Source organism: Paenibacillus terreus, assembly GCF_042138595.1.
Lineage (GTDB): Bacteria > Bacillota > Bacilli > Paenibacillales > Paenibacillaceae > Paenibacillus > Paenibacillus terreus.
Window position 1 is genome coordinate 1 of sequence record NZ_JBHIRX010000022.1, and the last position, 23,824, is coordinate 23,824.

The window sequence follows — 23,824 nt, forward strand, 5'->3', positions numbered from 1 at the left end:
AGTGAATCAAATTCGGTGAGTATATCGAAAGAGCGATTAAGCTCATTTGAATCTGACGAGATATCATATCTCAATGTTCGCTCTGGTTTTCATACAGTCATAGACATGTACCAAAAACCTTCGCGGTGGATTTTGTTTCGCGAAATCCTCTCACTCGTTGTTCAGTTTTCAAAGATCAAACTTCGTCGTCGCTTCAGCTCATCGCATCAGCAACTCTTATATCTTATCATCTTCCGACCATTTTGGCAAGCACTTTTTTAAAAAAAGTTTTACCAAACAATTTCTCATCAACTCATTTTAGCCGGAATTAGAATATATCACACTCTACCAATCTATTGCAAGCTTTTATTCACCACAAAAATGATCAACTTCGATACTCTAACGTTTCAGTCGTACATATGCAACAACATAAAAAGAACGGAAGGGAGCATTCCGTTCTTTTAGAGGACTGTATTTATCCCTTAATCCAAGGGTTTTTGCGTTTGGGCTTTGCGGAGCGTTTTCGTTGATTTCCTGTTTTTCGCTCATTAAATCTTTTTCCTGAACTGCTGCTTTTATTCGAGATCTTTGCCTTGGCAGTACTTTCATTAGAAACCGATGAAGATTGCTCCGGCTCAGATGCAATTTCGTTTTCCAACCCTGTGGTTTGAATTTGCTCCTCCTGCGGCGGGGCCATCCATGGAGAAGCTTGATTTAGCTCCGTACGATATCCATACGGTTGGGGGTACCCGGGCGGATAAGCCGGCGGAAATGGTGAAGCGCCAGTATATGGCGAAGACGGAGCACCTGTATATGGCGAAGATGGAACGGTTGAATATGGCGAATAAGTCATAGGTACATATGGATCGGTGTTCGTAGGAATATTGGAAGCAGCTGTATGCAAGGTCGGATAGCTCGGGTTGGGGTAAGCTGGAGGGACAAAGGATTCCCCCGCCGTGTAAGGATTCGCTGGAGGCATATAACCGGGACTTGGATAAGTGTAATAAGGATGCTCACCGAATTGTGCATTCACCGGCGCTGCCATGCCAGCTTCCCACTTCGGTTTGAATGCTGAATTTTCTCCACAGGGATAGTTCGAATACATCATGTTGGCACTATAAGGTTTATTTTCTTCACCATAAGGATTATAGTAAGCCGGATTTACTGCAGTTGGCGCAGGCATGTTTGGATTGACATGCTCAGCCATGATTCCGGGATACATATTATTAACCTCTGATTGAGCCATATAGGGAGGGGAATACGCCTGGTGAATCGGCATTTCGTACTGCTTATTTGCCCCTGGACTTTGATAAATATTTTCAGGAGAGATAGCCACATTTGTATTTTCGACATTTTCTATTTTCTTAATGTTCTCTAATTTCGGTAAGTTCTCTACATTCGAGATATTTTCTATATTAGAGATGTTTTCTATATTGGGTATATTTTCGATGTTTATATTTTCCGCCGCTTCGTTTTCCTTCGCTTTGTTTTCTGTTTCCCCCATCACATTTGCATTCTCAGGAAGCTTTTGCGGAATATTCGGCATCTCGGGAATCTCCGGCATTTCGAACATCTCATAAGGCATTTCCACGTCGGGGGCATTTTCCTCTTTAACTCCGGTAAATTTTTTATTGGTCGGCAGCTTCACATTTTCGCCTGCCTGATTTGCGGAGACATTGGTATGTCCGGGATTTGCCTGTGTGCCTTTAACTTTTGGAATATTAACAATCTCGCCGGTCATGAGAGCATTAGGATTTTTAAGCTGGGGATTAGCGTCAATCATGTCCTTCAGCGGGATCCCCCATGCCTTCCCAAGCTTCCAAAGGGTGTCTCCTTGTTTTACCTTATGCTGATAAGCCACCTCTACGGAAGGTGCAGGCACAGCAGCTGACGCCGGGGACGGAATTTTGATTTTGGTGCCTGCCACGACTGCATCCGGATTTGTAATATGCGGATTGGCACTGATCAACTGCTCAAGGGGAATTTTATATTTTTTCGAGAGTTCGTACAAAGTTTCCCCTTTTTTGAGGATGTGTATTTTCACGGTGTCAAAACCTCCTAAACTTTCGTTTACGGGCTGACCTGTGCCCGCTCATCGTTAATAACATCTTATGCACGCAGTAGGCGAATGACATCCCTATTCAGAAAAAATATACGAAAAACATTATCGACGTACATCCAAAGAAGACAGACCGCATTTAGCGGAAGTTTTTCTTGCGATGACAGAATTGTTCAGCTTCGCTGAGAACGTATAGATTCTGCAATCTAAAAAAAGCTGCCCCCGGAGCGAGAATGCCCGCTCCTGAGGCAGCATACGATGGAATCAGGATTCCCAAACCTTATAACCATCCACATTCACAATTTTACGGAATTCCTCCAGCAGCTTCAGAGTGATTGGACCCGCGGCACCCGTTCCAATCGTTCTTCCGTCCACCTCGTTTGCGGCGATTACTTCCGCAGCCGTACCGGTAAAGAATACCTCGTCGGCCACATAGACATCATGCAGGGTGAACGGCTGTTCCTTAAGCGGATAACCAAGCTCGCTGCAAATGTCGATAATGGCGTTGCGGGTAATGCCTTCCAACGCGCCCAAGTAGCATGGAGGTGTGAAAACCGTCCCGTTTTTAACGATAAAAATGTTATCCGCGGACCCTTCCGTTACATACCCCTGGGAGTTCAGCATGATCGCCTCACCCACACCGGCGTAGTTGGATTGAATTTTAACCAAAATGTTATTCAAATAGTTAAGCGATTTGATCTTTGGATTCAGCGCATCCGGAATATTGCGGCGCTGGGATACCGATATTGTTTTCAGGCCGCTAAGATAGGCTTCCTCCGGATAGATCGACAGCTCTTCCACAATGATAATGACGCTGGCTTTCGGGCAGCGGAGCGGATCCAGACCAAGGTTGCCGGGACCACGTGACACAACCAGCCGGATATAACCGCTGCGCATATCGTTGCGGCGGATCGTTTCCGCCATGGCCTCAAGCATTTCCTCCCGGGAAAGCGGGATATGAAGCTGGATGGAGTGAGCCGAATCATAAAGCCGATCCAAGTGCTCTTTGCATTTAAAAATGTTGCCGTTGTATATACGGATGCCTTCAAATATACCGTCACCGTACAAGAATCCGTGGTCATAGACCGATACTTTCGCATTTTCTTTTGTTACATATTCCCCGTCCAAATAAATCCACTGCTCAGCCATTAAGGACACCTCCGCTTTTTCCTGCTTCTTCACAAGAGTTCAATGTTTTATCATACGCATAGCTTGGATAAGAACCGAGAATTCTGACCTGGCATTCCAATGCCTCAATTTCCGCAAAAGCCGCCGTAAGCAGCACCGACTCTAACGATTCCATCACTTCAATGTAAAAATAATAGCTGCCCAGCTGCTTCTTGGTCGGACGCGACTCGATCCGCGACAGATTCAACCGGCGCCAGGCAAAGGCCGACAGCACCTGGTGCAAAGCCCCCGGAAAATCCTCAGGCAGCGTAATCAGAACGCTGGTCCTGTATTCGTTCGGCTTGCGCTGCAGTTTTATCGGGTCATGTCCAATCAACACAAATCTGGTGAAATTGTTATGATGATCCGTTACCCGCTCAGCCAAAATGTCCAAATGATGTGTAGCCGCGCCCAAGCGGGTTCCGATCGCCGCCCAGCCATTGCCGGGATTCCGTTTAACGATTTTCACAGCCTCCGCCGTACTGCCTGTGCTCTCCAGCTCGGCGTGAGGCATATGCTCCCGTATGAACTGCTGACACTGCGGCAGGGCGACCGGATGTGACATAACCTTGGTAATCCTGCTCAAATCCAACTGCCCTGTCTGATCCAGAAATTCCTTTCGATGCCCGATCAAATTCTGAATGGACGGATAAACCCATTCCGCCTGCATGGCAATATCCACTTCATGAACAAGCCAATCCATATGCAGGCTTACTGATCCGTCGATCGTATTCTCAATCGGTATGACACTGTAATCGGTATTCCCGCTGTCTGTGGAACGGAAAACCTCCGTGATTTGCTGATAGTGAACCAGTTCGCAGGGCTGATCGCCCAGCAGGAAATCCACCGCCTCATGAGACACCGAGCCCTCCGGCAAAACTGCAATACGTGTCACAGCACGCTTTCCCCCTTTATGATATCCAAAAACGAATGCTGACTCTCTCCGCCTGTGTACACTCTCACCCCTTGCGCTTCAGGCTTAAGCCACATCATACGGATTGGGACGGACTCGCGTTGCATCGTTTCCTTCAAATAACGCTCCAGCTCCGCCTTCCGCTGCGCACGCCCGTCCACTAACGCCAGCAGAGTCGGCCCCGCCCCGCTCAAGGCGGCTCCAAGCGCCCCATGGCGCGGTGCTTCCTGCAATATTTCCGCCATGCCTGGAATGAGAGCGGCCCGGTATGGCTGGTGAACCCGATCTTTCATGGCCTCCGCAATCACATCAAAATTCCCCGTGGCTAATGCGCCCACCAGAAGAGAAGAACGGCTGATGTTGTATACAGCATCCTGCAGCACGATCTCCGCCGGCAGCACTCCCCTTGCCTTGGTGGTGGAAAGCTCAAACTCCGGAATGACAACCAAAACTTCCAGATGATCATTCGGATCCAGCCTTATGCACTGGGCATGAATGCCATCCCAAACCGCTGTAATAATTCCCCCGAACAAGGACGCACCTACATTGTCCGGATGCTTCTCTATAGCCGTGGCCATATCAAAGAGCCTGGCTTCGGACAGCGGGGAACCGATCAGGGCATTCGCCGCAGCCAGCGCTCCGACGATGGCGGATGCGCTGCTGCCCAACCCGCGGGTCAAGGGAATATCGGAGTACATGGATACTTCCAGCTCTGGCACCGATACTCCCGCTTCCTCAAAAACCATCTGCGCCACTTCGTAAATCAGATTGGATTTATCTCCAGGGACACCCTTAAGCTGATCCCCGTGCAAATAAAACCGAGTTTCGTCGGATTGCTTCATTTCAATCCATGCGTACAGGTTAAGAGCCATCCCCAGCGTATCAAACCCCGGCCCCAGATTGGCCGTACTCGCCGGAACCCGGGCCCGAATAACCGGTAAATCAAACATTCCTTCCGCCTCCACTTCGATGCCTTGCAAACCATCACATTAAATAATGTAAATCCAAATGCTTATAAAAAAACACAATCAGGATTTTAACCCTCAACCCGGTATACACTCTTAATTCTGCGGATGACCTCCAGCGACTCAAAGTGATTCAGCACCTTCTGCATGCTTGCCTTGCTGGCGCTGTGTGTGATGATGATAATTTCCGCATTCGGGTTGTGCTCGTTCGGCTGCTGAACCACCGATGCCAGACTGACGCCGAATTCGGCAAATACCTGGGTAATTTGCGCAAGAACCCCTGCCTTGTCGTCCACATGGAGCAGGATAAAGTTTTTGCTGAACACCTCTTCATCGCTGGTGAGAAGCTTCGGCTTATACGGAGTGATCGCCTTCAACCCATTGACGCCGAGCTTCAGATTTTTAACGACAGCGACCAGGTCGGCCACAACAGAGGTTGCCGTCGGCATTTCACCTGCGCCTGCGCCGTAGAACATCGTTTCACCGACCGCCTCACCGTGAACGTAAACGGCATTGAATACCCCGTTCACCGAAGCAAGAGGATGGCTCTGGCTGACCATCGTAGGCTGTACGCTGATGTTAAACTGGTCGCCGTTTCTTTCCGCGATGCCAAGCAGCTTCATTTCATAGCCAAGCTTTTTGGCAAATGCAATATCCTCGCTGGAAATTTGCGAAATGCCTTTAACGCTGACATCCCCAAGCTCCACATTGGAACGGAAGCCAAGCGTGGCCAGAATGGCCATTTTGCGTGCAGCATCCAGACCTTCGACGTCCGAAGTCGGATCGGACTCGGCGTAGCCTAACTCCTGAGCCTCCTTGAGAACTTCTTCGTAAGAAGCGCCTTCTTGACTCATTTTAGTCAAAATATAGTTCGTTGTTCCGTTTACGATGCCCATAATCCGGATAATGCGATCGGACGAGAATCCCTCGATCAGTGTCCGAATAATGGGAATGCCTCCGGCCACACTGGCCTCATAAAATACGTCGCACTGCTTCTCCTGCGCTTTGGCCAAGATTTCAGCTCCATGCAGGGCCATCAAATCTTTATTGGCGGTAACGATATGTTTTCCGTTCTCGAGCGCCTCAAGGAGATACTCCTTGGTCTTCTCCACCCCGCCCATCACTTCAATGATCACATCGATTTCCGGATCGTTGATCACATCCCAGGGGTCTCCCGTAAGCTTGGATTGCTCCACTACAACGTTACGCGCCTTCTCCGGATTTTTGACGGCTATTTTCTCAACTGAGATCGTGGAACCCACCTGGCTGCGCAAATCCTCCTGATTACCCTCCACAATGCGGACCACGCCTGTTCCAACCGTCCCCAATCCCAACAATCCTACCTTTACCGGTTTCATCCACTGATTCCCCCTGTATTTATAAAATCACGGCCTATCCCTGACCGATCAAACGGACGCGCTTGACTCCGGACAATGCCTGCAATCCTGTCAGTAGGCTGCCCAGCTCTTCACTGAGTCTGGACATTTCAACAGAGATGACGACATTGGCCCTCCCCTGCAGGGGGATACTCTGCTGAATGGTCAGCACATTTCCGCCATAGTCCGCAATCATGGCTAGAACCTTGGAAAGCATCCCCGATTGATGGTCCAGATCCAGGGAAATATTTACGATCCGATCCCGTTCCAGCTGATTAATTAGATGAATGCCGTCTTTATATTTATAAAAAGCGCTTCGGCTTAAGCCAATCTGTTCAGCGGCTTCATGTACCGTCTTCACGTCACCGGAAGCAAGAAGCTGTTTTACCTGAATCGTTTTGACAATAGCCTCAGGCAGGATGTCTTCCCGCACCAGATAATAGCGTTCCTTCACATTCGTCCTCTCCTCAGAGACTTATGTATACATATAGAGGACATTATAACCAATCTGACGAGGGAGGGCAATAGACTATTGTAATTACCCTATTTGAAAAAAAGGTGCCCGACAAGGGACACCTTCTTGCAGCTATATAATTCTTTATAGAAATTGACCCAGTCTGAGCCACCCGCATTAATAATAACTGCTTCCTTCCACGAACTCGAATTCAAAGTCGCCAATGCGGACAATGGTACCGTCCACGGCGCCTCTCTTGCGCAGCTCGTCATCCACTCCCATATGCCGGAGGGTTCTTGCCAGCTTGAGAATCGCATCATGGGAATTGAGCTGCATCCGCTTCATCATGCGCTCAATTTTCGGACTTTCAACGATAAAGGTCTCGTTTTCACGCACAATCCGAAAGCCCTCGTCCTCTTCCTTTTCCAGCTTGTAGACTTTCCGCTCCTGCACTTCCGCAATCTCTTCCACATCAGGCTCTTCCGGTATTTGGTCCAGCAAATCCGCCGCGCGGTAGAGCAGCTCCTTAACGCCTTGGCGGGTCAACGAAGAAATAGGCATAATCTCAAGGTCCGGGCGAACGGCAGCCACCTGTTCCTTAAACTTTTCCAAGTTCTCCGCGGCTTCCGGCATGTCCATCTTATTCGCCGCCACAATCTGCGGCCGTTCGGCCAGTCCAGCATTGTACAGCTTCAGTTCTTCATTGATCTTCACCCAGTCGTCAAACGGGTCGCGTCCCTCTGAGCCGGCCATATCCACGACATGAATGATAATGCGAGTCCGTTCAACATGTCTCAAAAACTCATGCCCCAAACCAATACCGGTATGAGCCCCTTCAATAAGCCCGGGGAGATCAGCCATCACAAAGCTGCGGCCTTCCTCTACCTCGACCACTCCCAGATTAGGCGCGATGGTGGTAAAATGATAGGCTCCGATTTTAGGCTGAGCAGCAGAGACTACGGACAGAAGCGTCGACTTGCCCACACTTGGAAAACCTACAAGACCTACATCAGCCATCACCTTAAGTTCAAGAGTAACGTAACGCTCCTGTCCTTCCTCACCGTTCTCGGCAAGCTCCGGTGCGGGATTCGCCGGAGTAGCAAAGCGGATATTTCCCCTGCCTCCACGGCCGCCCCTGGCCACGACCACCTGCTGTCCGTGACGGGTCAGATCGGCCACGACCTCTCCGGTATCATCGTCGATGACGACCGTCCCCGGCGGAATCCGCACAATCATATTTTCCGCATTGGCCCCGTGCTGGCTTTTGTTGCGTCCCTTCTCACCGCGTTTTGCCTTGAAATGCCGCTGGTAGCGGAAATCCATCAGCGTACGCAGCCCTTCATCCACCCGGAATATCACGTCCCCGCCCTTGCCGCCGTCACCGCCGGCCGGGCCGCCGTTAGGAACATATTTTTCGCGGCGGTAAGCCACAAGGCCATCGCCTCCGTCGCCGCCCTTCACATAAATCTTCGCTTTATCAACAAACATGTGTACACCATCCTTATGTTTGGCACGGCACCCGAATCTGGAAGGTCTGTCCGGATGGAAGCTGCTCCATCCGCAAGCTTTGATTCTCCAGCCTGGCCCGTACCTGCATCAGCATTTCCGAATCGGCTGGCAGGTCACTGCCCTCAAACCGGACGATGACATCTCCCTGATCCATGCCGAAATATAGATTCAAACTGCGCACTTCTCCCCAGGACGACCGGCCCACGCCACATTGATATGCCTGTACCGTATCCCTTACTGCCAAAGCGAGCGACTCGCCGTCTTCGGGAGACATGACAGCCCCCAGCTGCAGCTGGTCTTCAACAGATACCTCAAGCCGCAGGCTATGCGAGTTTACCCGGAAGGAGTGCAGATAAAATATAAGCGCAGGAATCCCAAGCTTGGATATCCTGCTGTCCTGAACGGCACGCTCCTTTATTCTTTCCACATATTCCGCCGATTTATCATGCTTTCCCATCCGGATATAACCATACAGCACCTGTAAATCATTCATCCAATCATGCCTGTGATGATTGAATGCCGTGTTCGCTGTCTCTTCCAGCGCACGTCTCATCGCTGCATTTTCCTTCTCGGCGTGACGCCGGGTCATTTCAACCCCAGCTGTGGCAGCCGCCGCACCCCAGACACCCAGAATGATGACCGTTACGGGGCCTGGAACCAGCAGAGCAAGAATCAAGGGAGCTAGAACTGAGCATACCGCTAGCAGAGGTAAGCTTTTCCGCGATAACATGGTTTTCTCTCCGTTCTGGATCTTGAAATGGCTAATCAGTCTTTTCAAGTATAGCATGACTTACTTTCCAGTTCATTACCATCTGCACAAAACACTGCCCGGGCTTGTTAGATTACTGTAAAAAAAACATCTATCGATGTACATTCACAGAAGACAGGCCTCATTTAGCGGAAGTTTTTCTTGTGATTTCAGGAGGCTTGTCCCAGGCAGTATATACTGTCTGGAATCTTAAAAAAGCCCCCGGCAGAAATGCCGGAGGCTTTGTCACGGAATCACACCGCTGTTTAAGCTTCTACTGCAGCCGCTACCGGAGCGACATCAACCGGATAGATGCTTACTTTTTTGCGGTCACGGCCCCAACGTTCGAATTTCACAACGCCGTCCACTTTCGCAAACAAAGTATCGTCTTTACCGATTCCTACGTTCGTACCCGGATGAATTTTCGTTCCGCGTTGACGAACCAGGATGCTTCCACCAGTCACGAGCTGACCGTCAGCGCGTTTTACGCCCAGACGCTTCGCTTTACTGTCACGACCGTTCTTTGTGGAACCTACACCTTTCTTCGATGCGAACAACTGAAGATCCAATTTCAACATGAATGTCCCCTCCTTCTTTATTATTTATTTTGTATTTGAATATACTCACCGTATGACTCAGCAATACCTTGCAGCATAAGCTCCATGGACTCCATCAGCAGCTGAACCTTGGAACGAACCGCCTCATCCGGAAGATCAGGAATATCAGCGCTCAAAAAGCCGTTCCTCATCTTCGCATCAAGCACCACTCCGGCCAATGCTTCAATGGAATTGACAGTGCCGACCGTTACGGCGGACACGCCTGCGCAGACAATGTCCTCCCCACGCTTGGCATAATTCGCATGGCCTTTCACTGAAAAGCCCCGAATGCTACCGTCTTCCATGCGTTTAATCTGTACGATAATCACTTATCGGACCCTCTTATGCCTGGATTTTTCCGATCGTCACTTTTGTGTACGGTTGACGGTGGCCTTGTTTCACATGGTAGTTCTTTTTCGGCTTGTATTTATAAACAACAACCTTTTGACCTTTGCCATGCTTCTCCACAGTAGCCGTTACAGAAGCGCCGGATACGAGTGGTGTGCCTGCTGTAAAACCTTTGTCGCTGGACACTGCCAGGACACGATCAAACGTTACAGTTTCACCATCGTTAGCGTTCAGTTTCTCGATGTACAATACGTCGCCCTCTTGAACCTTGTATTGTTTACCACCTGTTTCGATAATTGCGTACATTGTCTGCACCTCCTTATGTCTCAGACTCGCCTGATGCAGGTGGCATTCCCCTGGGGAAACACACTTCAACCAGATCGGAGCGGTTACAGCATGTGCAGCATACTAAACCTCAGCGCCGTACACATACCCACTGAGTATAACATAAGACTTGATAGGTTTCAAGCCCTTAAGATTTTACCTGTTCCACTCCTCCGGCACACTTTCTGCACGCACCTTCTTCCGGGTCATCTCCAGCAATCCCAGTTTGGTCCAGCCAACAACAAACGATTTTGTCCGGTCCTGCTTCAGGCCCTCTTCAAGAATGGTGAATACCTCCTTGCGGTGCTCTTCACGCTCCATATCGATAAAATCAATAATAATAATACCGCCGACATCCCGAACTCTCATCAGCCGCGCAATTTCCGCCGCCGCCTCAAGATTGGTGCGGGTCACGGTTTCCTCCAGATTGCTGCCGCCGGTATATTTTCCGGTATTTACATCAATGACGGTGAGGGCCTCTGTATGATCGATAACAATATAACCCCCGCCCTTAAGCCATATCTTGCGTGCAAAGTCACGGTCCAGCTGTTCCTGAACGCCAAATTTCTGAAAAATCGGTTCTTCCCGGTCATGCACACGGACCTTTGCTTCAAAGATGCCCATATCGTGCAAAAAGGAAAGCGCGTCCTGTGCCTGCCCCTCATGGTCAATAATCAGCTCATCCTGCTCCGGAGTAAACGTATCCCGGATGAACCGCTGGACAATGCTCAAATCACGGTGCAGAAGGCAGGGCGCAGTCTGCCGCTCCGCTTTCTTCAAGATCGAATGCCACTGCTTTCTCAGCTGCTCCAAATCCCTTTTCAGCGCTTCGCGACTCTCGTCCTCGGATACCGTCCGGATAATGAGCCCTTCCTCTCCCTGCCGAATCTCTTCACCGATTCCCTTAAGCCTGGTGCGCTCGGCTTCACGCTCGATTTTCTTGGAAACAGCCACGTAATCGGCGTCAGGCATATATACGATCCAGCGGCCTGGAAGCGAGTAATGGGTTGTAACCCGTGCCCCCTTGCTCCCAACCGCTTCTTTGAACACCTGCACGATCAGTTCCTGGCCGGGCTTGAGCAGCTCCGTAATAGCCGGCTTCACGGAAGGCTGCTTATCCAGATGGGCGTGAAGAACATCATCCACATATAAAAAGGCGTTTTTCTTTTGCCCTATGTCTACAAACGCTGCCTGCATACCGGGAACGACATTGACAACCCGCGCCTTAAAAAGCGACCCCACTGTCCCCTGATTACGGGCACGCTCCGCCGCATATTCTACAAGCCTTCCGTTCTCCAAAAGAGCCATTTGTGTTGTATTCTGCTTGCAGTGTACAATCATTTGTTTCATGGTTTCTCCTATCTTGAAAAATGTGCACTACCCCATTTATTCAAGGCAGCTTCAGCTGCTTCTATATAACTGTAGAGTGATATCCTGGGTACAAGAAAAACGTCTATCAACGCACATTCACAGAAGACAGACCTCGTTTAGCAGTAGTTTTTCTTGCGATTCCGGGAAACTTATACCAAGGAGTTAATACTTTCTGGATCTTAAAAAAAATACACTGCAGAATAGAAGCTGCGGCTTTCGGCCCTTGGCCGCTGCACGATCACGTTCTCCCTCCGTGTGTGCTGAAGTAGGACCGGATAATTCGCTGCTCCGGCAGAACGGCAATGATTTTGCCGTGCTCATTCATAACATATATAATATGATACCTGTCTCTTCTAAAGAGACGCAATATGGAATCCAAATGTTTCACCGGAAGCGAGAATATCGGAACGGCAAAATTCCCCTGTGCTGCCTGCTGGTAAAACAGAGCATCCCGCCCCAGCAAAAAACGGACAAACCGATATGGAATATTGCGGTAATCCACCAGATTGGAATATAGGAGAAAAATGCCGACAGCCAGCATATTCAGCTGCAGCCCTCCGGTATTCAGCCACAGCGGAAGAGCCGCATACACACAAAATAAAGCACTGAACAAAATACTTGTCCGCAGCGTCCACAGCAAGGTCAAATGATAAGGCAGCCGCAGGCTCAGCAAAGCCTGTACAATTTTCCCACCGTCCAGAGGTAAAATGGGAAGCAGGTTGAATAGAGCGATGATAATATTGCCGTGGATCGCATATGCTGCAAAGTCATTATTTACCCAATAAAAGCTTTTAAGAAGCAGAAGGGCCAGAATCATCAATCCATTTTGCAGAGGACCGGCAAGCGCGATAATGATTTCCTTCCAGGCCGGCAAGCATCCCCTGTCCTCCACTTCCGCCACGCCTCCGAACGGCAGCAGCTGAATGGAAACCACCCTGACGCCAAGCAAAGCTGCTGCCGCAGCATGTCCAAGCTCATGAATCAATACGATAGCAAACAGCGTAATCAGCTCAATAAAATGTCCGGTGAACACAGATGCCAGCATAATCAGCACAAAGAGGGGATGAAGAACAAGCTTTACGCCGTGGATGTTAATCAAAGGTTACCACATCCGCAGGGTCAATATAACGGTCATCCTGCTTGACGGCAAAATACAGAGTGGCAGGCTCTCCGTCTTCCCGTACGGGAATGAGTCCAATGGCTTCCCCCTTCTGAACCCAATCATCCACTTGAAGCTGTGTACCCGTTACCTTGCCGTATACGGCTGTGAGGCCCCCTGTATGCCTGATCACCACGGTCGTTCCGTTCTGCGGATGATGCGTCACCTCCAGCACACGTCCCGCGTCAATGCTTTTCACCTGTACCGGATTGGTGCCATCCCGTTCCGGAACGATTTCAATCCCCTTGAGGCTTACCGCAAAGCTCTGGACAACCGTACCCGCCAGCGGAGCTTCAGGGTGGCCGGATGCGCTTGCCTCCTGCGAGCTTGTCTCCTCTTCCCCAAACGTTGGCAGAAAGGACGGAGCCCCTCCAAAATGCTCTGTATACCACTTCGCGGCTGCAGTCATATCCATATCACGGCTGAGCACATCCGCAATAAAGAGCCGGGATTCGGTCGTATAGGGGATATCCCAGCGGAACACGGCCCAAACGGCTCCAAACAGCATGCAGCTGATCACGACACGCCACCTTAATGCAGTAAAGAAGGAAGGGCCCCGCTCATCTCTGAATGCCGAGTGCATACGCTCTCGTTCTTTTTTCCAGACCAGTTCCGGGTCCTGCTCGGCACTCTGCGGTAAATTGATGTACCCCGGCGGTTCTGGTGTTTTCCCGGTCCAGTGGCGTTCAGCAGCCGGCGCCGAAGCTCCCCCCATTTCAATCAGCCGCTGGATTCGTTCCTCCCTGCGCTGTTTAATTCCCGATTTCTTGTCCATATCCAGCCCCCCAATGAGGTTCTTTGCTACTATGTATATGAGGACGGGCATTGGCTTATGTTGAACTTATCTTCCATATATAAATAAGAAAACCGGTGCCATGAGGCCCCGGAGGAAAACGAAAGTATGATAACTAAAGAGTGTCCGGCATCGTGAAGACATCAGCTTATGCCGAGAAATTTTTTGAAGCGTGTCAGTACACCCTGCTTTTGGTCAAGCTGCATCAGTGGCACTGTATCCCCCAGAATGCGTCTGGCAATATTGCGGTATGCGATCGCAGCCTGGGAGTCGGGATTCATGACCGTGGGCTCCCCTGTGTTGGCCGCCTTGATCACCAGCTCATCGTCCGGAACAATACCGATCAGATCAATATTAAGCACTTGGAGTATACCGTCGATATCCAGCATGTCCCCTGATTTAACCATGCTGTTGCGAATACGGTTCACAATCAGCTTCGGCGAAGCAACATGAGAGCTCTCCAGCAAACCGATCACACGGTCGGCATCCCTCACGGCGGCGTTCTCCGGTGTAGTAATGACGATGGCCTGATCCGCGCCTGCAATGGCATTCTTGAACCCCTGCTCGATGCCGGCCGGACAGTCGATAATGATATATTCAAAATCCTTTTTCAATTCAAGGATAATGTCCTTCACCTGATCAGGCGTGACGGCGTTTTTGTCTTTGGTCTGCGCAGCAGGCAGCATGTAAAGCTCGTCAAAACGCTTATCCTTCACCAAAGCCTGGTTCAAACGGCAGCGTCCTTCCGCGACGTCGACCAAATCATATATAATCCGGTTTTCCAGCCCCATCACAACGTCCAAATTACGCAGCCCGATGTCGGTATCGACCAGACATACTTTTTTACCGAGCAGCGCAAGGGCGGTTCCAATATTGGCTGACGTCGTCGTTTTGCCGACGCCGCCTTTTCCTGAAGTGACGACTATAGCCTCTCCCATGTGCTACACTCCTTTAAACACATTAAATTCCCGGCGAAGTCGGCCTATATTGCTCATCTTGTCGATCTGCATGATGCCCTCATGCAGATACGCAAATTCTATACCGGCCTCGCGTGTTTCCCATTCGTCCGGAGGGCGGCTGATCACATCGGATATCCGGAGCTGTGTCGGTGAGAAGTAGGAAGCGGCTATAATGGCGTTCCTGTTGCCTTCATTACCCGCATGAGCTATTCCGCGCAATGCGCCCAGAATAAATATATCACCTGTACAAGTTATCGCTCCGCCGGGATTGACATCTCCCAGAAAAAGCAGATTTCCGTCATGATGAAGCACCTGTCCCGACCGGACCATTCCCGTTATCGTATGAATGCTTTCTTTTTTCTCCTCAGGATCAGGTTTATGTACAGGCGGTTCGACGGAACGAATGAGCAAATTTCCTTTTTGCTTTAATGTATCAAGCAGAAGCTCATTCTGCTCGCTGCCTATTTCGCGGCTTCCCAGCTTAATATCCACGTGCACGATCGGTCCGGTCAAAATATTTTGGTGGGTATGTTCCAGTTTATAGCGCAGTTCTTCGAGCAGTTCCTCAAATTCACACTGATCGTCCAGCAGGAATACCAGGCCGTCTTTGATTCCTTTAATCGTAACAAGATTCGATTTTACTGCCATTAGCCTGTACCTCCTATCCCAATCATTTCGTGTCGGAACGCCAAAATCCTGCTAAACCGCGGAAAAATCATCCTTGCACGGCCCGAATGGACAGTTTCAGGCAATTTCTTCCTTTTTCACCCGTTTTTGGAGCCGTTCAAGCTGTTTTCGTATAGGAACGTAAATAATAAGCGCAAACACAAAGTGCAAAAACAAGTCAGGAACCATATATTCCACAAGCGCCCAGTCAAAAGACTGATGGTTCAGCTGAAAAAGCTGATAAATGCTGAAGATGATGGAGTCAAGCAGCAGGCTTCCCAGCAGAACAACACTCATCATAACCGGCATCAACGCGCGCGGTGAATGGAAAACAAGTCCCATCACATAAGCGGACAGCCCCATGGCAAAAGAGTAAGCCCCGATCATGGAGCCGTAAAAAATGATATCATGCAGCATTCCGAATACCAAACCCAGCACCAGGGCGGTATGCCTGCTGTAATAAACCGCTACAAAAAGGATGACGACAAAGGTAAGATTCGGTGAAAATCGGAACTGCCAGGCATCCGGAATAAGCCAGGGAAGAATTGTGTCCTCTGCAATGAACAAAGCAAACAGCAGCAGAATCAGAATTTGTCCGCGTCTCACCATCATTCCTGTACCTCAGGAGTAAACACAACAAACAGTTCCTTCCAGTCCACAAAGTTTGCTGCAGGCTCAATAATAGCCGTTCGCGTCTGGCCGAATTCACTCACCCGAATATCCTTTACTTTCCCAACAAGCAAATATTTCGGAAACTTGCCACCGGTGCCGGAGGTCATGACCTGATCACCCTTTTTGATCGGATCTTCCTCCCCGATCTTGGTCATTTCAAAGGTCCCGTTTACCGGATTGTAGTTCTCCAACACACCAAAGGAGTCTTCTTTACCCACAACCGTAACTGCAATGGCATTGGAGGTTGGGTCTTTTGCGTCCAAGGATGTCAAAAGTTTGACTGTCGAGCTGAAATTGCTTGTATTGCTGATGGTTCCCACAAGTCCATCTATGGATCTGACCGCCATCCCCGGCTTGACCCCGTCTTTAGAGCCGATATCGATGACCAGTGTTTTATCTGTCGGATCACTGCTCACACTTATGACCTGCGCAATCCGGTTCTCATAGTTGTACTTATCAAGCTGAGTCTTCGTAAAGTTCAGGGCCTCCTGGAGCCGCTTGTTCTCCTCCTCCATGCCGCTGAAGCGGACCTTATCCGTTTGATACTGGGCTGCAGTTAACTTCAGTTGCTCATTTTCCTCATAGATTGCCTTCATATTGCCGATATCTTCAAAGAAGCCCGCTATAAATGCAGCGGGCTTGTAAAAAATACTCTGTACAAAACCGGTCGTATCTCTCACAAATTTCTCGGGCCAGGAAAGGGATTGCCTCTGTGCAAGCGTAAGTCCCATCAAGGCTATGAACAACACGATTCCGATTAACAATACGAAAAGCCGTTTGTTGCTTAGCAGCTTAAACAGTTGTTACACCCCCGTCTCAACGTTTGGAGCGGACTGCTGAGCTGCTGCGCGATTTGAACAGATGAATGTTTTCCAGCGCTTTGCCCGTACCGATCGCTACGCAATCCAGTGGATTCTCGGCAACAATGACCGGCATTCCCGTTTCGTCGGCAAGCAGTTTGTCTAGATTGCGCAGCAGCGCTCCTCCGCCTGTCAGCACAATCCCTCTGTCCATAATGTCAGCAGCGAGTTCAGGAGGACATTTCTCAAGTGTAACTTTTACCGCATCAACGATTGCATTCACGGTGTCGGACAGCGCTTCACTAATCTCATCTGATGTAATCGTAATGGTTTTCGGCAAGCCGGTAACGAGGTCGCGGCCGCGGATTTCCATCGTTTCCACCTGCTCCAGCGGCATTGCCGAGCCGATTTCCATTTTGAGCTGCTCCGAAGTACGCTCACCGATCATCAGATTATACTGGCGTTTAATATATTGAATGATGGATTCGTCCATTTCATCCCCTGCAACACGTACAGAGCGGCTTGTTACAATACCCCCGAGAGAGATGACAGCTACCTCGGTCGTTCCTCCGCCGATATCCACAACCATGCTGCCTGTCGGCTCCCATACAGGGAGATCCGCACCGATGGCTGCCGCGAACGGCTCCTCAATCGTATAAGCTTCGCGGGCGCCGGCCTGCTTGGTAGCGTCCTCGACCGCACGCTGTTCCACTGCGGTAATGCCGGAAGGCACGCATACCATAACATTGGGGTGGCGCGGGAAGAATGAGCGCTGTTTCTGAGCCTGGCGGATAAAATACTTGATCATCGTAGCGGTCGTGTCGAAATCCGCAATAACACCGTCCTTCATGGGGCGGATGGCACGGATATTCCCCGGTGTCCGGCCGATCATCTTCTTGGCGGATTCACCTACCGCTTCAATGCTCTTTGTGTCCGTACGAAGCGCAACCACCGACGGCTCTCTTACCACAATGCCTCTGCCGCGTACATATACCAGTGTATTCGCTGTCCCCAGATCGATTCCCAAATCTTTAGTAAATCCACCAAACATGCTGTAATCTCCTTTACTATTCCCTGAAATTCTCTTTTGCTGTGTCACGCCGTACGGCCATCATTGTCATCATCAATTTAAAAAAACAAACAAACCATAAATTCGCCAAATTCGCCGGATTTCAACAAAATCCTCAACACATTATATTATATAAGCCCCTGCTCCTTCAAACTTACATATTTCCCGTCACCGATGATAATGTGATCCAGTACGTCAATCCCAACGATATTCCCTGCTTCAACCAAACGGCGGGTGAGCTGGATATCTTCGGTGCTTGGTGTCGGATCACCGCTCGGGTGATTGTGGGCGCATATGATGGAAGCGCTGCTGCACTTGATGGCGGCCCTGAATACTTCCCTGGGGTGCACCACAGCCGCATTCAGGCTGCCGATGGACAACGTTTCCCGGGCAATAACATGGTTTTTCGTATTCAAAAAGAGGCATACAAAATGCTCCTTCTGCAAATAGCGAAGCTGCTCGGACAACATGTCGGACACATCACGCGGACTTTTGATGACAGGCGATTCCATATGGCGCGCCAGAACAAGCCTCCGTCCCAGCTCCATGCCTGCCTTTAGCTGGATCGCCTTGGCCAAGCCGATCCCCTTGATTTGCGTAAACTCCGATACACTCAGATCTACAAGCTGACGCAGGCTGCCAGCGGTCTGAAGAACCCTGTGGGCCACATGCAGCGCAGATTCGCTGCGGGTTCCCGTACGCAGTAAAATAGCCAGCAGTTCAGCATTGCTTACGGCTTCCGGCCCATACTGAAGCATTCGTTCTCGTGGTCTGTCCTCATGGGGGATGTCGCGAAGCATGAACGTTTGCGACTCCATTATTTCTTCCCCTTTACGGGCGCAGCACGCTGATTCCGAAGCCGGACAGCATGTCCGAGAGCAACGAAAGCGGCAGCCCCACCACATTAAAATAACAACCCTGAATACCTTCGATCAATGTAGCGCCGAGCCCCTGAATGGCATACGCGCCCGCTTTGTCGGCAGGCTCTCCTGTCTGGACATATGCGGCAATCGTCTTTGCATCAAGCGGTTTCATGGTCACGGAAGTTTCCCGGTAGCCGACGTTCTGCTCGCCGGTCCCTGTATGTATGCAAGCCACTCCCGTAAATACCCGGTGCATTCTGCCCTGAAGCGAAGTGATCATTCTCACCGCATCCGTTTCGTCGACCGGTTTTCCCAATATTTCACCGTCCAATACCACAATTGTATCGCTGCCGATGATCAAAGCGTTGTCATACTGCTCCCTGACCGTCTGCACAACAGCCCCGGCCTTGCGCAAGGCCAGTGTCTCCACAATCTTCTCAGGACTCAAGCCCGCCTGTACGGATTCATCGGCATGGCTTGGCAGTACCTCAAACGGAAGCTGCAAGGAAGCAAGCAGTTCCCTTCTCCGCGGAGAGGTCGATGCCAGGATAAGCTTGGGCGTTCGTGTCTCTTCCAAGAGTAAGGCTCCTTTTTCAGTAATTAGAGCCTGCGGTACAGCCAGACAGCGGCAATGATGCCGATCAGGCTCAGCAGGCTCATCTGCAATTGAATGGTTATGTTATAGCTTATAATATCCAGGTCAGCCTTGGGGGACCAGGATATGCTGGTGGCTTTGGTAAGAAAGGCCAATACGCTGACAGACTGCAGAGCCTTGGCAATCCATGCTCCAACAAGCCAGCCAAGTAATATGAACAATGTAAACATTCCCGCATTCTTCTTCATCTTGACCTACCTCGCCATTTTTTGACACCCTCATATTATACGGTGATTTTCTTTTCAATACAAACAGAAATCCGGCAGGGGGAACTATTTCCAGTTCCCTGCCGGATGGCTGGCGAATGCTTATTGTTTCAGGAATTCAAGCAGCTGCTTCTGCAGGCGGACATACTCCATCATCATGGATTGAATCTCCCACAGATGCCCTTTTGAGCTGTTTTTATTGAATTCGGAAAGAGCCGTTATGGCTCCGTTCATGGACTTGTCGAGTCCGGAAGACAGCGTTTTCCCTTCCGGTGGGAGACCCTGCGTTAATGCCGAAAGTTCCTGCATCCACTGCTGATGAAGCTTGCTCAACGTCGCCATGTCCGATTGAGGCACGGACTGAAGCTGCTCATCGCTCAGCATGGAGGCGGACACATGACATAGCTGCTGGATGAGCTCGGTGCTCGTGGTGAAATAGGAAAGCAGCGTATCTCCGCTGCCGTTATAAAATGCCTGGTCGAGAGAGGGCAGCTGCAGCTCCCGCACGTATAGATCGATTCCGCTGCCCTGCAGGCGGCTGCCCAGCAGCTTGGCCTCCTCCCTGTCCGTCGATATTCCGGCATATACACGATAGCTGTCCGAAGGGTCCGTTCCCGCGGCCGTTCCCGCCTGCAGCAGCTCCGACTTGGCCTGCTCGGCTCCCTCCGCCGTACTGAACACCCCATATTGCAGCATATAGAAGCTTTGTGCAGGAATATCCGCCGTGATTAAGGAAACGGATGCGGCTCCGTTCGCTTGCGCTCCGTTCCCTTCTGCCGTCTGGGACCATACAGGCAGGGAAGGAGCATCCACATTGCCCGGCGACTGAAACAAATACAGAACAATATATCCAAAGAGTCCCCCGGTCATGAGCGCGCTGGCCACGGACCCGAACAGCTTCCAGCCAGAGGCGCCGCTGCGCTTCGGAGGAGGGGAGGGGACGGTCCCCGCTCCTGTATTCCAATACCCCGGTGCGGACCATGACGCCGCGGAGGTGCCAAACGGATCCTGCCATTCCTCAGCAAAATAGTAATCTTCTACGGCATCGGCCGGCTTCCGCTGCTCGCTGCTGCTTGCAGAGAATGTCCGGGACGCCTCGGAAGGAACATCATCGGAAACGGATCGTTCCGCATGAGGAGGTTTTCGTTCCTCATTGAGGCCTTGGTTGACTTCTCTGCCTTCCTGATCGAACCGGAATGTCATTTTCGCCTTGTTCACTCCGCACACTCCCCTTGTCCCTTACTGCCTATATTTCAGGTGTATGAAGAAGGAACGGCCTTTATGCAGGGGCTTTTCCAAAAATGTCTTGCAGATAAGAAAAAACGGGGATGTCTCTCATCCCTCCGCAGAAGAATTACTCGTGAGACATCCCCGTTCTATAGATCAGGCGTTCTTTTCCTTCAATTTGCGCGCAAGGGCCGCACCGGCCTTCCAGATATCCCCCGCCCCCATGGTAAGGACAAGGTCTCCGGGTTGAAGGCGCTCGCTGAGCCGTTCGATAACGGCTTCTTTGGTCGGAACATATGCCGTGTTGGCGTTGCTGTTCTGGACGATCAATTCGACGAGCTTGGAGGAATGCACTCCTTCAATCTCCTGTTCACCCGCAGGCGAATAGATGTCCGTAATAACAACTTCATCCGCTTCACTGAAGGCACGGCTGAAGGCATCCAGCAAAAAGAAGGTCCGCGTGTAGCGTTGAGGCTGGAATACCGCAATAATCCGCTTCCCGGTCGCCTTGGCAGCGCTGATGGTGGCTTCAATTTCCGTAGGGTGGTGGGCATAATCGTCGATCACCAGAATGCCGTTCGTCTCCCCAAGCACCTGGAAGCGGCGTTTGGCACCGCTGAATTCAAAAATGGCCGCAGCAATTTTATCAAATTCCAGCCCCGCCTCCATGCATGCAATGACCGTGGCCATGGAGTTGTAAATATTGTGTTTACCCGGAACGGCCAAACGGATTACGCCCAAAGGAACACCGCCCTTGTTCAGGGTATACGAAGACTGGCGATCCCCCAGTTGAATATCCGATGCCGTATAATCCGCAGGCTGATCAATTCCGAAGGTTGTCACTTTGCAGGACAGCTTGGGGAGAATCTCCTGAATATTCTGGTCATCGGCACAAATGACCGCCGTACCATCCGGCCGGACCTGGTTCAAAAACTGAACATACGCGCTCTTCAAACGGTTAAAATCCCCATCGTAATTCTCAAGGTGATCCGCCTCAATGTTGGTTACGATACCGATCCATGGGTGATACTGCAGAAATGAACCGTCGCTCTCATCCGCTTCCGCAACCACGCATTCACCTTCGCCTGCCTTGGCATTCGTCCCCACATTCATAATTTCCCCACCGATGATGTATGTAGGGTCAGCCCCACATTTCTCCATCACGAGGGCGGTCATGGACGAGGTTGTTGTTTTGCCGTGCGCGCCGGCTACTGCTACCCCTTTGCGTTCATTCAGCAGCCTTGCCAGCATTTGCGAACGGTGCAATGTAGGAATATTCAGCTGCTCTGCCGTCACACGTTCCACATTGTCCTTGGACAAAGCCGTGGAATAAACGACCAGGTCCGCCCCCCGAACATGCTCCGCCGTATGGCCGATATATATTTTGGCACCCTTTGCCGCCAGTTTTTCCGTCAATTCCTGTGAAGCCACATCCGATCCCGTTACAGTATAGCCCATTTCCAGCATAACGCGTGCAATGGCACTCATCCCGTAACCGCCGATACCGATAAAATGTACATGTTCCGTAGTATTTAACAAGATCTCACCAACCTTTTTCCGAATCGCTTTGATGCAAAAGGGCCGCGCGCACATCGGATATCAAATACAATGTGCCAGAGACTACCCCCAGATCCTCCGCTTCCGTGCGGGACTTCAGCAGCGCCAGAGCCTTTCTCCAGTCCTGTTCCACGATGACTTCCACATGTTCTTTAGCATAGGACGGCCGGAGCTTCTCCACGATCCCTGCCATTTCGGCTGCATCCATTTTGCGACGGAAATCGGGTTCGGTCAGGATAAGCGTATCCACTAGTGGCAGTATATGCTTCAAGTATGCTTCGTGATGCTTGTTTGCAAGCATGCCCATCATTAAAATCAGTTTCCGGTAACGATAGATTGATGACAGGCTCTTGGCAAGCGACTCCGCCCCTTCAGGATTATGCGCACCGTCAATGACGATCCGCGGATTGCCGGACACTTGCTCCAGACGGCCTGCCCAGCGGGCATTCCTGAATCCGGCCAGCAAATCCTCGTCATCCAGGACAAACGCCAAATACTGGCGCATCACTTCCAGCGTCATCATGGCTCCCGCAGCATTGGCGCACTGGTGCTCACCAAGCAGTCCGATGCTGATTTGCAGTTCCCTGAAAGGCCCCCGGAAGACAAAAGTTTGTCCGTTCTCATCTCCGCCGGAGGGCTCATAGGCAAACTGCTCATTGACCAGATATAGCGATGCCCGCTTATCCGCCGCGGTCTTTCTGATAACCTCCGCCGCCTCAGGCTGGGTTACACAGCTGACTACAGGCACACCGGGCTTGATAATGCCCGCTTTCTCCGCCGCGATCTGTTCCAGCGTATCTCCCAGAATATCGGTGTGATCGTATCCGACATTCGTGATGACCGACACGATCGGAGTTACGATATTGGTAACATCCATCCTTCCCCCAAGGCCGGTCTCCCATACCACAACATCGGGAAAAGCAACGGTGGCGTAATAGAGGATCGCAAGGGCTGTCGACACCTCGAACATTGTAGGCGAACCCAGCTCTGTCGCCGCAATCTCCTCAACCAGGGGATGAAGACGGTTAGCCAGTTCAAGCAGTGTTTCCTCCGGAATATCCTCGCCGTTAAATTGAAAACGGTTCGTAAATTTGGTGATATAAGGGGACGTAAACGTCCCTACATCATACCCGGACTGCAGCAGAACCGACGTCAGCATGGCGCAGGTTGAGCCCTTTCCGTTCGTCCCCGCGATATGCACAAATTTCAGATGGCGGTGCGGCTCGCCCAGCAGGGTCATCAGACGTTCAATCCGTTCCAAACCCGGCCGAATCCCGAAAGGAATCAGTCCGTTAATCCATTCCACCGCTTCATTGTATGTTTGTAAGGGAGCCGCGGCAGCGGCCCCGGGCAAATCCGGCATCTTCTTCACCTTCATGTCGATAGATT

Annotated in this window: 25 protein-coding genes and 1 other annotated feature; all 25 genes read right to left on the reverse strand. The window is 50.8% G+C overall.

Annotation, left to right across the window (positions count from 1 at the left end; all coding sequences use genetic code 11):
• Window positions 1-454 precede the first annotated feature (454 nt).
• Window positions 455-2,023: a LysM peptidoglycan-binding domain-containing protein gene (locus ACE5KN_RS26890; protein WP_375528310.1), complete on the reverse strand. Its 1,569-nt coding sequence runs from the start codon at window positions 2,021-2,023 to the stop codon at window positions 455-457.
• 279 nt (window positions 2,024-2,302) lie between these two features.
• Window positions 2,303-3,187 (reverse strand): branched-chain-amino-acid transaminase, encoded by an 885-nt coding sequence (gene ilvE, locus ACE5KN_RS26895; protein ID WP_375528311.1) that lies wholly within the window; start codon window positions 3,185-3,187, stop codon window positions 2,303-2,305.
• Window positions 3,180-4,100, reverse strand: coding sequence for a prephenate dehydratase (gene pheA, locus ACE5KN_RS26900; RefSeq protein WP_375528312.1), 921 nt, complete (start codon window positions 4,098-4,100; stop codon window positions 3,180-3,182). Before pheA ends, ilvE begins: the two co-directional genes overlap by 8 nt.
• A complete protein-coding gene (gene thrB, locus ACE5KN_RS26905) occupies window positions 4,097-5,068 on the reverse strand; it encodes a homoserine kinase (RefSeq protein WP_375528313.1) in 972 nt (323 codons plus the stop codon). The genes pheA and thrB overlap by 4 nt, the downstream gene beginning before the upstream one ends.
• An 86-nt stretch (window positions 5,069-5,154) precedes the next feature.
• A complete protein-coding gene (locus tag ACE5KN_RS26910; RefSeq protein WP_375528314.1) occupies window positions 5,155-6,441 on the reverse strand; it encodes a homoserine dehydrogenase in 1,287 nt (428 codons plus the stop codon).
• A 34-nt stretch (window positions 6,442-6,475) separates the two neighbouring features.
• Window positions 6,476-6,913 (reverse strand): ACT domain-containing protein, encoded by a 438-nt coding sequence (locus tag ACE5KN_RS26915; protein WP_375528315.1) that lies wholly within the window; start codon window positions 6,911-6,913, stop codon window positions 6,476-6,478.
• A gap of 177 nt (window positions 6,914-7,090) precedes the next feature.
• Window positions 7,091-8,401, reverse strand: coding sequence for a GTPase ObgE (gene obgE, locus ACE5KN_RS26920; protein WP_375528316.1), 1,311 nt, complete (start codon window positions 8,399-8,401; stop codon window positions 7,091-7,093).
• A gap of 13 nt (window positions 8,402-8,414) precedes the next feature.
• On the reverse strand, window positions 8,415-9,200 hold the full coding sequence (locus ACE5KN_RS26925) for a Spo0B domain-containing protein (RefSeq protein WP_375533196.1): 786 nt from the start codon (window positions 9,198-9,200) through the stop codon (window positions 8,415-8,417).
• A 236-nt stretch (window positions 9,201-9,436) separates the two neighbouring features.
• Complete coding sequence (gene rpmA / locus ACE5KN_RS26930) at window positions 9,437-9,748, reverse strand: 50S ribosomal protein L27 (protein ID WP_305753298.1); 312 nt, start codon at window positions 9,746-9,748, stop codon at window positions 9,437-9,439.
• Window positions 9,749-9,768: 20 nt separating this feature from the next.
• Entirely contained in the window at window positions 9,769-10,095 is a 327-nt protein-coding gene (locus ACE5KN_RS26935; protein ID WP_375528318.1) for a ribosomal-processing cysteine protease Prp, read from the reverse strand.
• Between the two features lie 13 nt (window positions 10,096-10,108).
• The gene (gene rplU, locus ACE5KN_RS26940) at window positions 10,109-10,420 is read right to left on the reverse strand and encodes a 50S ribosomal protein L21 (protein WP_355321613.1); all 312 of its coding nucleotides are present in this window, start codon (window positions 10,418-10,420) and stop codon (window positions 10,109-10,111) included.
• A gap of 12 nt (window positions 10,421-10,432) precedes the next feature.
• Window positions 10,433-10,515, reverse strand: a sequence feature (ribosomal protein L21 leader region).
• 79 nt (window positions 10,516-10,594) lie between these two features.
• A complete protein-coding gene (locus tag ACE5KN_RS26945) occupies window positions 10,595-11,788 on the reverse strand; it encodes an Rne/Rng family ribonuclease (protein ID WP_375528319.1) in 1,194 nt (397 codons plus the stop codon).
• A gap of 259 nt (window positions 11,789-12,047) precedes the next feature.
• A complete protein-coding gene (locus ACE5KN_RS26950; RefSeq protein WP_375528320.1) occupies window positions 12,048-12,908 on the reverse strand; it encodes a M50 family metallopeptidase in 861 nt (286 codons plus the stop codon).
• On the reverse strand, window positions 12,901-13,743 hold the full coding sequence (locus tag ACE5KN_RS26955; RefSeq protein ID WP_375528321.1) for a peptidoglycan DD-metalloendopeptidase family protein: 843 nt from the start codon (window positions 13,741-13,743) through the stop codon (window positions 12,901-12,903). The genes ACE5KN_RS26950 and ACE5KN_RS26955 overlap by 8 nt, the downstream gene beginning before the upstream one ends.
• Before the next feature lie 161 nt (window positions 13,744-13,904).
• Window positions 13,905-14,699, reverse strand: a complete 795-nt coding sequence (gene minD, locus ACE5KN_RS26960) for a septum site-determining protein MinD (RefSeq protein ID WP_375528322.1) — start codon at window positions 14,697-14,699, stop codon at window positions 13,905-13,907.
• A 3-nt stretch (window positions 14,700-14,702) separates the two neighbouring features.
• Window positions 14,703-15,368, reverse strand: a complete 666-nt coding sequence (locus ACE5KN_RS26965) for a septum site-determining protein MinC (RefSeq protein ID WP_375528323.1) — start codon at window positions 15,366-15,368, stop codon at window positions 14,703-14,705.
• A gap of 96 nt (window positions 15,369-15,464) precedes the next feature.
• Window positions 15,465-15,995, reverse strand: coding sequence for a rod shape-determining protein MreD (gene mreD, locus ACE5KN_RS26970; protein WP_375528351.1), 531 nt, complete (start codon window positions 15,993-15,995; stop codon window positions 15,465-15,467).
• Window positions 15,995-16,858 (reverse strand): rod shape-determining protein MreC, encoded by an 864-nt coding sequence (mreC, locus tag ACE5KN_RS26975; protein ID WP_375528352.1) that lies wholly within the window; start codon window positions 16,856-16,858, stop codon window positions 15,995-15,997. The genes mreD and mreC overlap by 1 nt, the downstream gene beginning before the upstream one ends.
• A 16-nt stretch (window positions 16,859-16,874) precedes the next feature.
• Window positions 16,875-17,909, reverse strand: a complete 1,035-nt coding sequence (locus ACE5KN_RS26980; RefSeq protein WP_355321601.1) for a rod shape-determining protein — start codon at window positions 17,907-17,909, stop codon at window positions 16,875-16,877.
• 146 nt (window positions 17,910-18,055) lie between these two features.
• A complete protein-coding gene (gene radC, locus ACE5KN_RS26985; RefSeq protein ID WP_375528324.1) occupies window positions 18,056-18,745 on the reverse strand; it encodes a RadC family protein in 690 nt (229 codons plus the stop codon).
• 13 nt (window positions 18,746-18,758) lie between these two features.
• Entirely contained in the window at window positions 18,759-19,367 is a 609-nt protein-coding gene (locus ACE5KN_RS26990; RefSeq protein WP_375528325.1) for a Maf family protein, read from the reverse strand.
• A gap of 23 nt (window positions 19,368-19,390) precedes the next feature.
• Entirely contained in the window at window positions 19,391-19,633 is a 243-nt protein-coding gene (locus ACE5KN_RS26995; RefSeq protein WP_375528326.1) for a DUF4321 domain-containing protein, read from the reverse strand.
• 120 nt (window positions 19,634-19,753) lie between these two features.
• On the reverse strand, window positions 19,754-20,869 hold the full coding sequence (locus tag ACE5KN_RS27000) for an SPOR domain-containing protein (RefSeq protein WP_375528327.1): 1,116 nt from the start codon (window positions 20,867-20,869) through the stop codon (window positions 19,754-19,756).
• A gap of 165 nt (window positions 20,870-21,034) precedes the next feature.
• Window positions 21,035-22,417 carry a UDP-N-acetylmuramate--L-alanine ligase gene (murC, locus tag ACE5KN_RS27005; protein WP_375528328.1) on the reverse strand — a complete coding sequence of 461 codons (1,383 nt, stop codon included), beginning with the start codon at window positions 22,415-22,417 and terminating at the stop codon, window positions 21,035-21,037.
• Between the two features lie 4 nt (window positions 22,418-22,421).
• Window positions 22,422-23,798 carry a bifunctional folylpolyglutamate synthase/dihydrofolate synthase gene (locus ACE5KN_RS27010; protein WP_375528353.1) on the reverse strand — a complete coding sequence of 459 codons (1,377 nt, stop codon included), beginning with the start codon at window positions 23,796-23,798 and terminating at the stop codon, window positions 22,422-22,424.
• Between the last annotated feature and the right edge of the window lie 26 nt (window positions 23,799-23,824).

Bases quoted from the DNA above. Each gene is read 5' to 3' on its own strand.
- ACE5KN_RS26965 (WP_375528323.1), bottom strand. From the start codon at position 15,368: ATGGCAGTAAAATCGAATCTTGTTACGATTAAAGGAATCAAAGACGGC.
- minD (WP_375528322.1), bottom strand. From the start codon at position 14,699: ATGGGAGAGGCTATAGTCGTCACTTCAGGAAAAGGCGGCGTCGGCAAA.
- thrB (WP_375528313.1), bottom strand. From the start codon at position 5,068: ATGTTTGATTTACCGGTTATTCGGGCCCGGGTTCCGGCGAGTACGGCC.
- rplU (WP_355321613.1), bottom strand. From the start codon at position 10,420: ATGTACGCAATTATCGAAACAGGTGGTAAACAATACAAGGTTCAAGAG.
- obgE (WP_375528316.1), bottom strand. From the start codon at position 8,401: ATGTTTGTTGATAAAGCGAAGATTTATGTGAAGGGCGGCGACGGAGGC.
- mreD (WP_375528351.1), bottom strand. From the start codon at position 15,995: ATGGTGAGACGCGGACAAATTCTGATTCTGCTGCTGTTTGCTTTGTTC.
- ACE5KN_RS26955 (WP_375528321.1), bottom strand. From the start codon at position 13,743: ATGGACAAGAAATCGGGAATTAAACAGCGCAGGGAGGAACGAATCCAG.
- ACE5KN_RS26945 (WP_375528319.1), bottom strand. From the start codon at position 11,788: ATGAAACAAATGATTGTACACTGCAAGCAGAATACAACACAAATGGCT.
- ACE5KN_RS26910 (WP_375528314.1), bottom strand. From the start codon at position 6,441: ATGAAACCGGTAAAGGTAGGATTGTTGGGATTGGGGACGGTTGGAACA.
- ACE5KN_RS27010 (WP_375528353.1), bottom strand. From the start codon at position 23,798: ATGCCGGATTTGCCCGGGGCCGCTGCCGCGGCTCCCTTACAAACATAC.
- ACE5KN_RS26995 (WP_375528326.1), bottom strand. From the start codon at position 19,633: ATGAAGAAGAATGCGGGAATGTTTACATTGTTCATATTACTTGGCTGG.
- rpmA (WP_305753298.1), bottom strand. From the start codon at position 9,748: ATGTTGAAATTGGATCTTCAGTTGTTCGCATCGAAGAAAGGTGTAGGT.
- ACE5KN_RS26980 (WP_355321601.1), bottom strand. From the start codon at position 17,909: ATGTTTGGTGGATTTACTAAAGATTTGGGAATCGATCTGGGGACAGCG.
- radC (WP_375528324.1), bottom strand. From the start codon at position 18,745: ATGGAGTCGCAAACGTTCATGCTTCGCGACATCCCCCATGAGGACAGA.
- ilvE (WP_375528311.1), bottom strand. From the start codon at position 3,187: ATGGCTGAGCAGTGGATTTATTTGGACGGGGAATATGTAACAAAAGAA.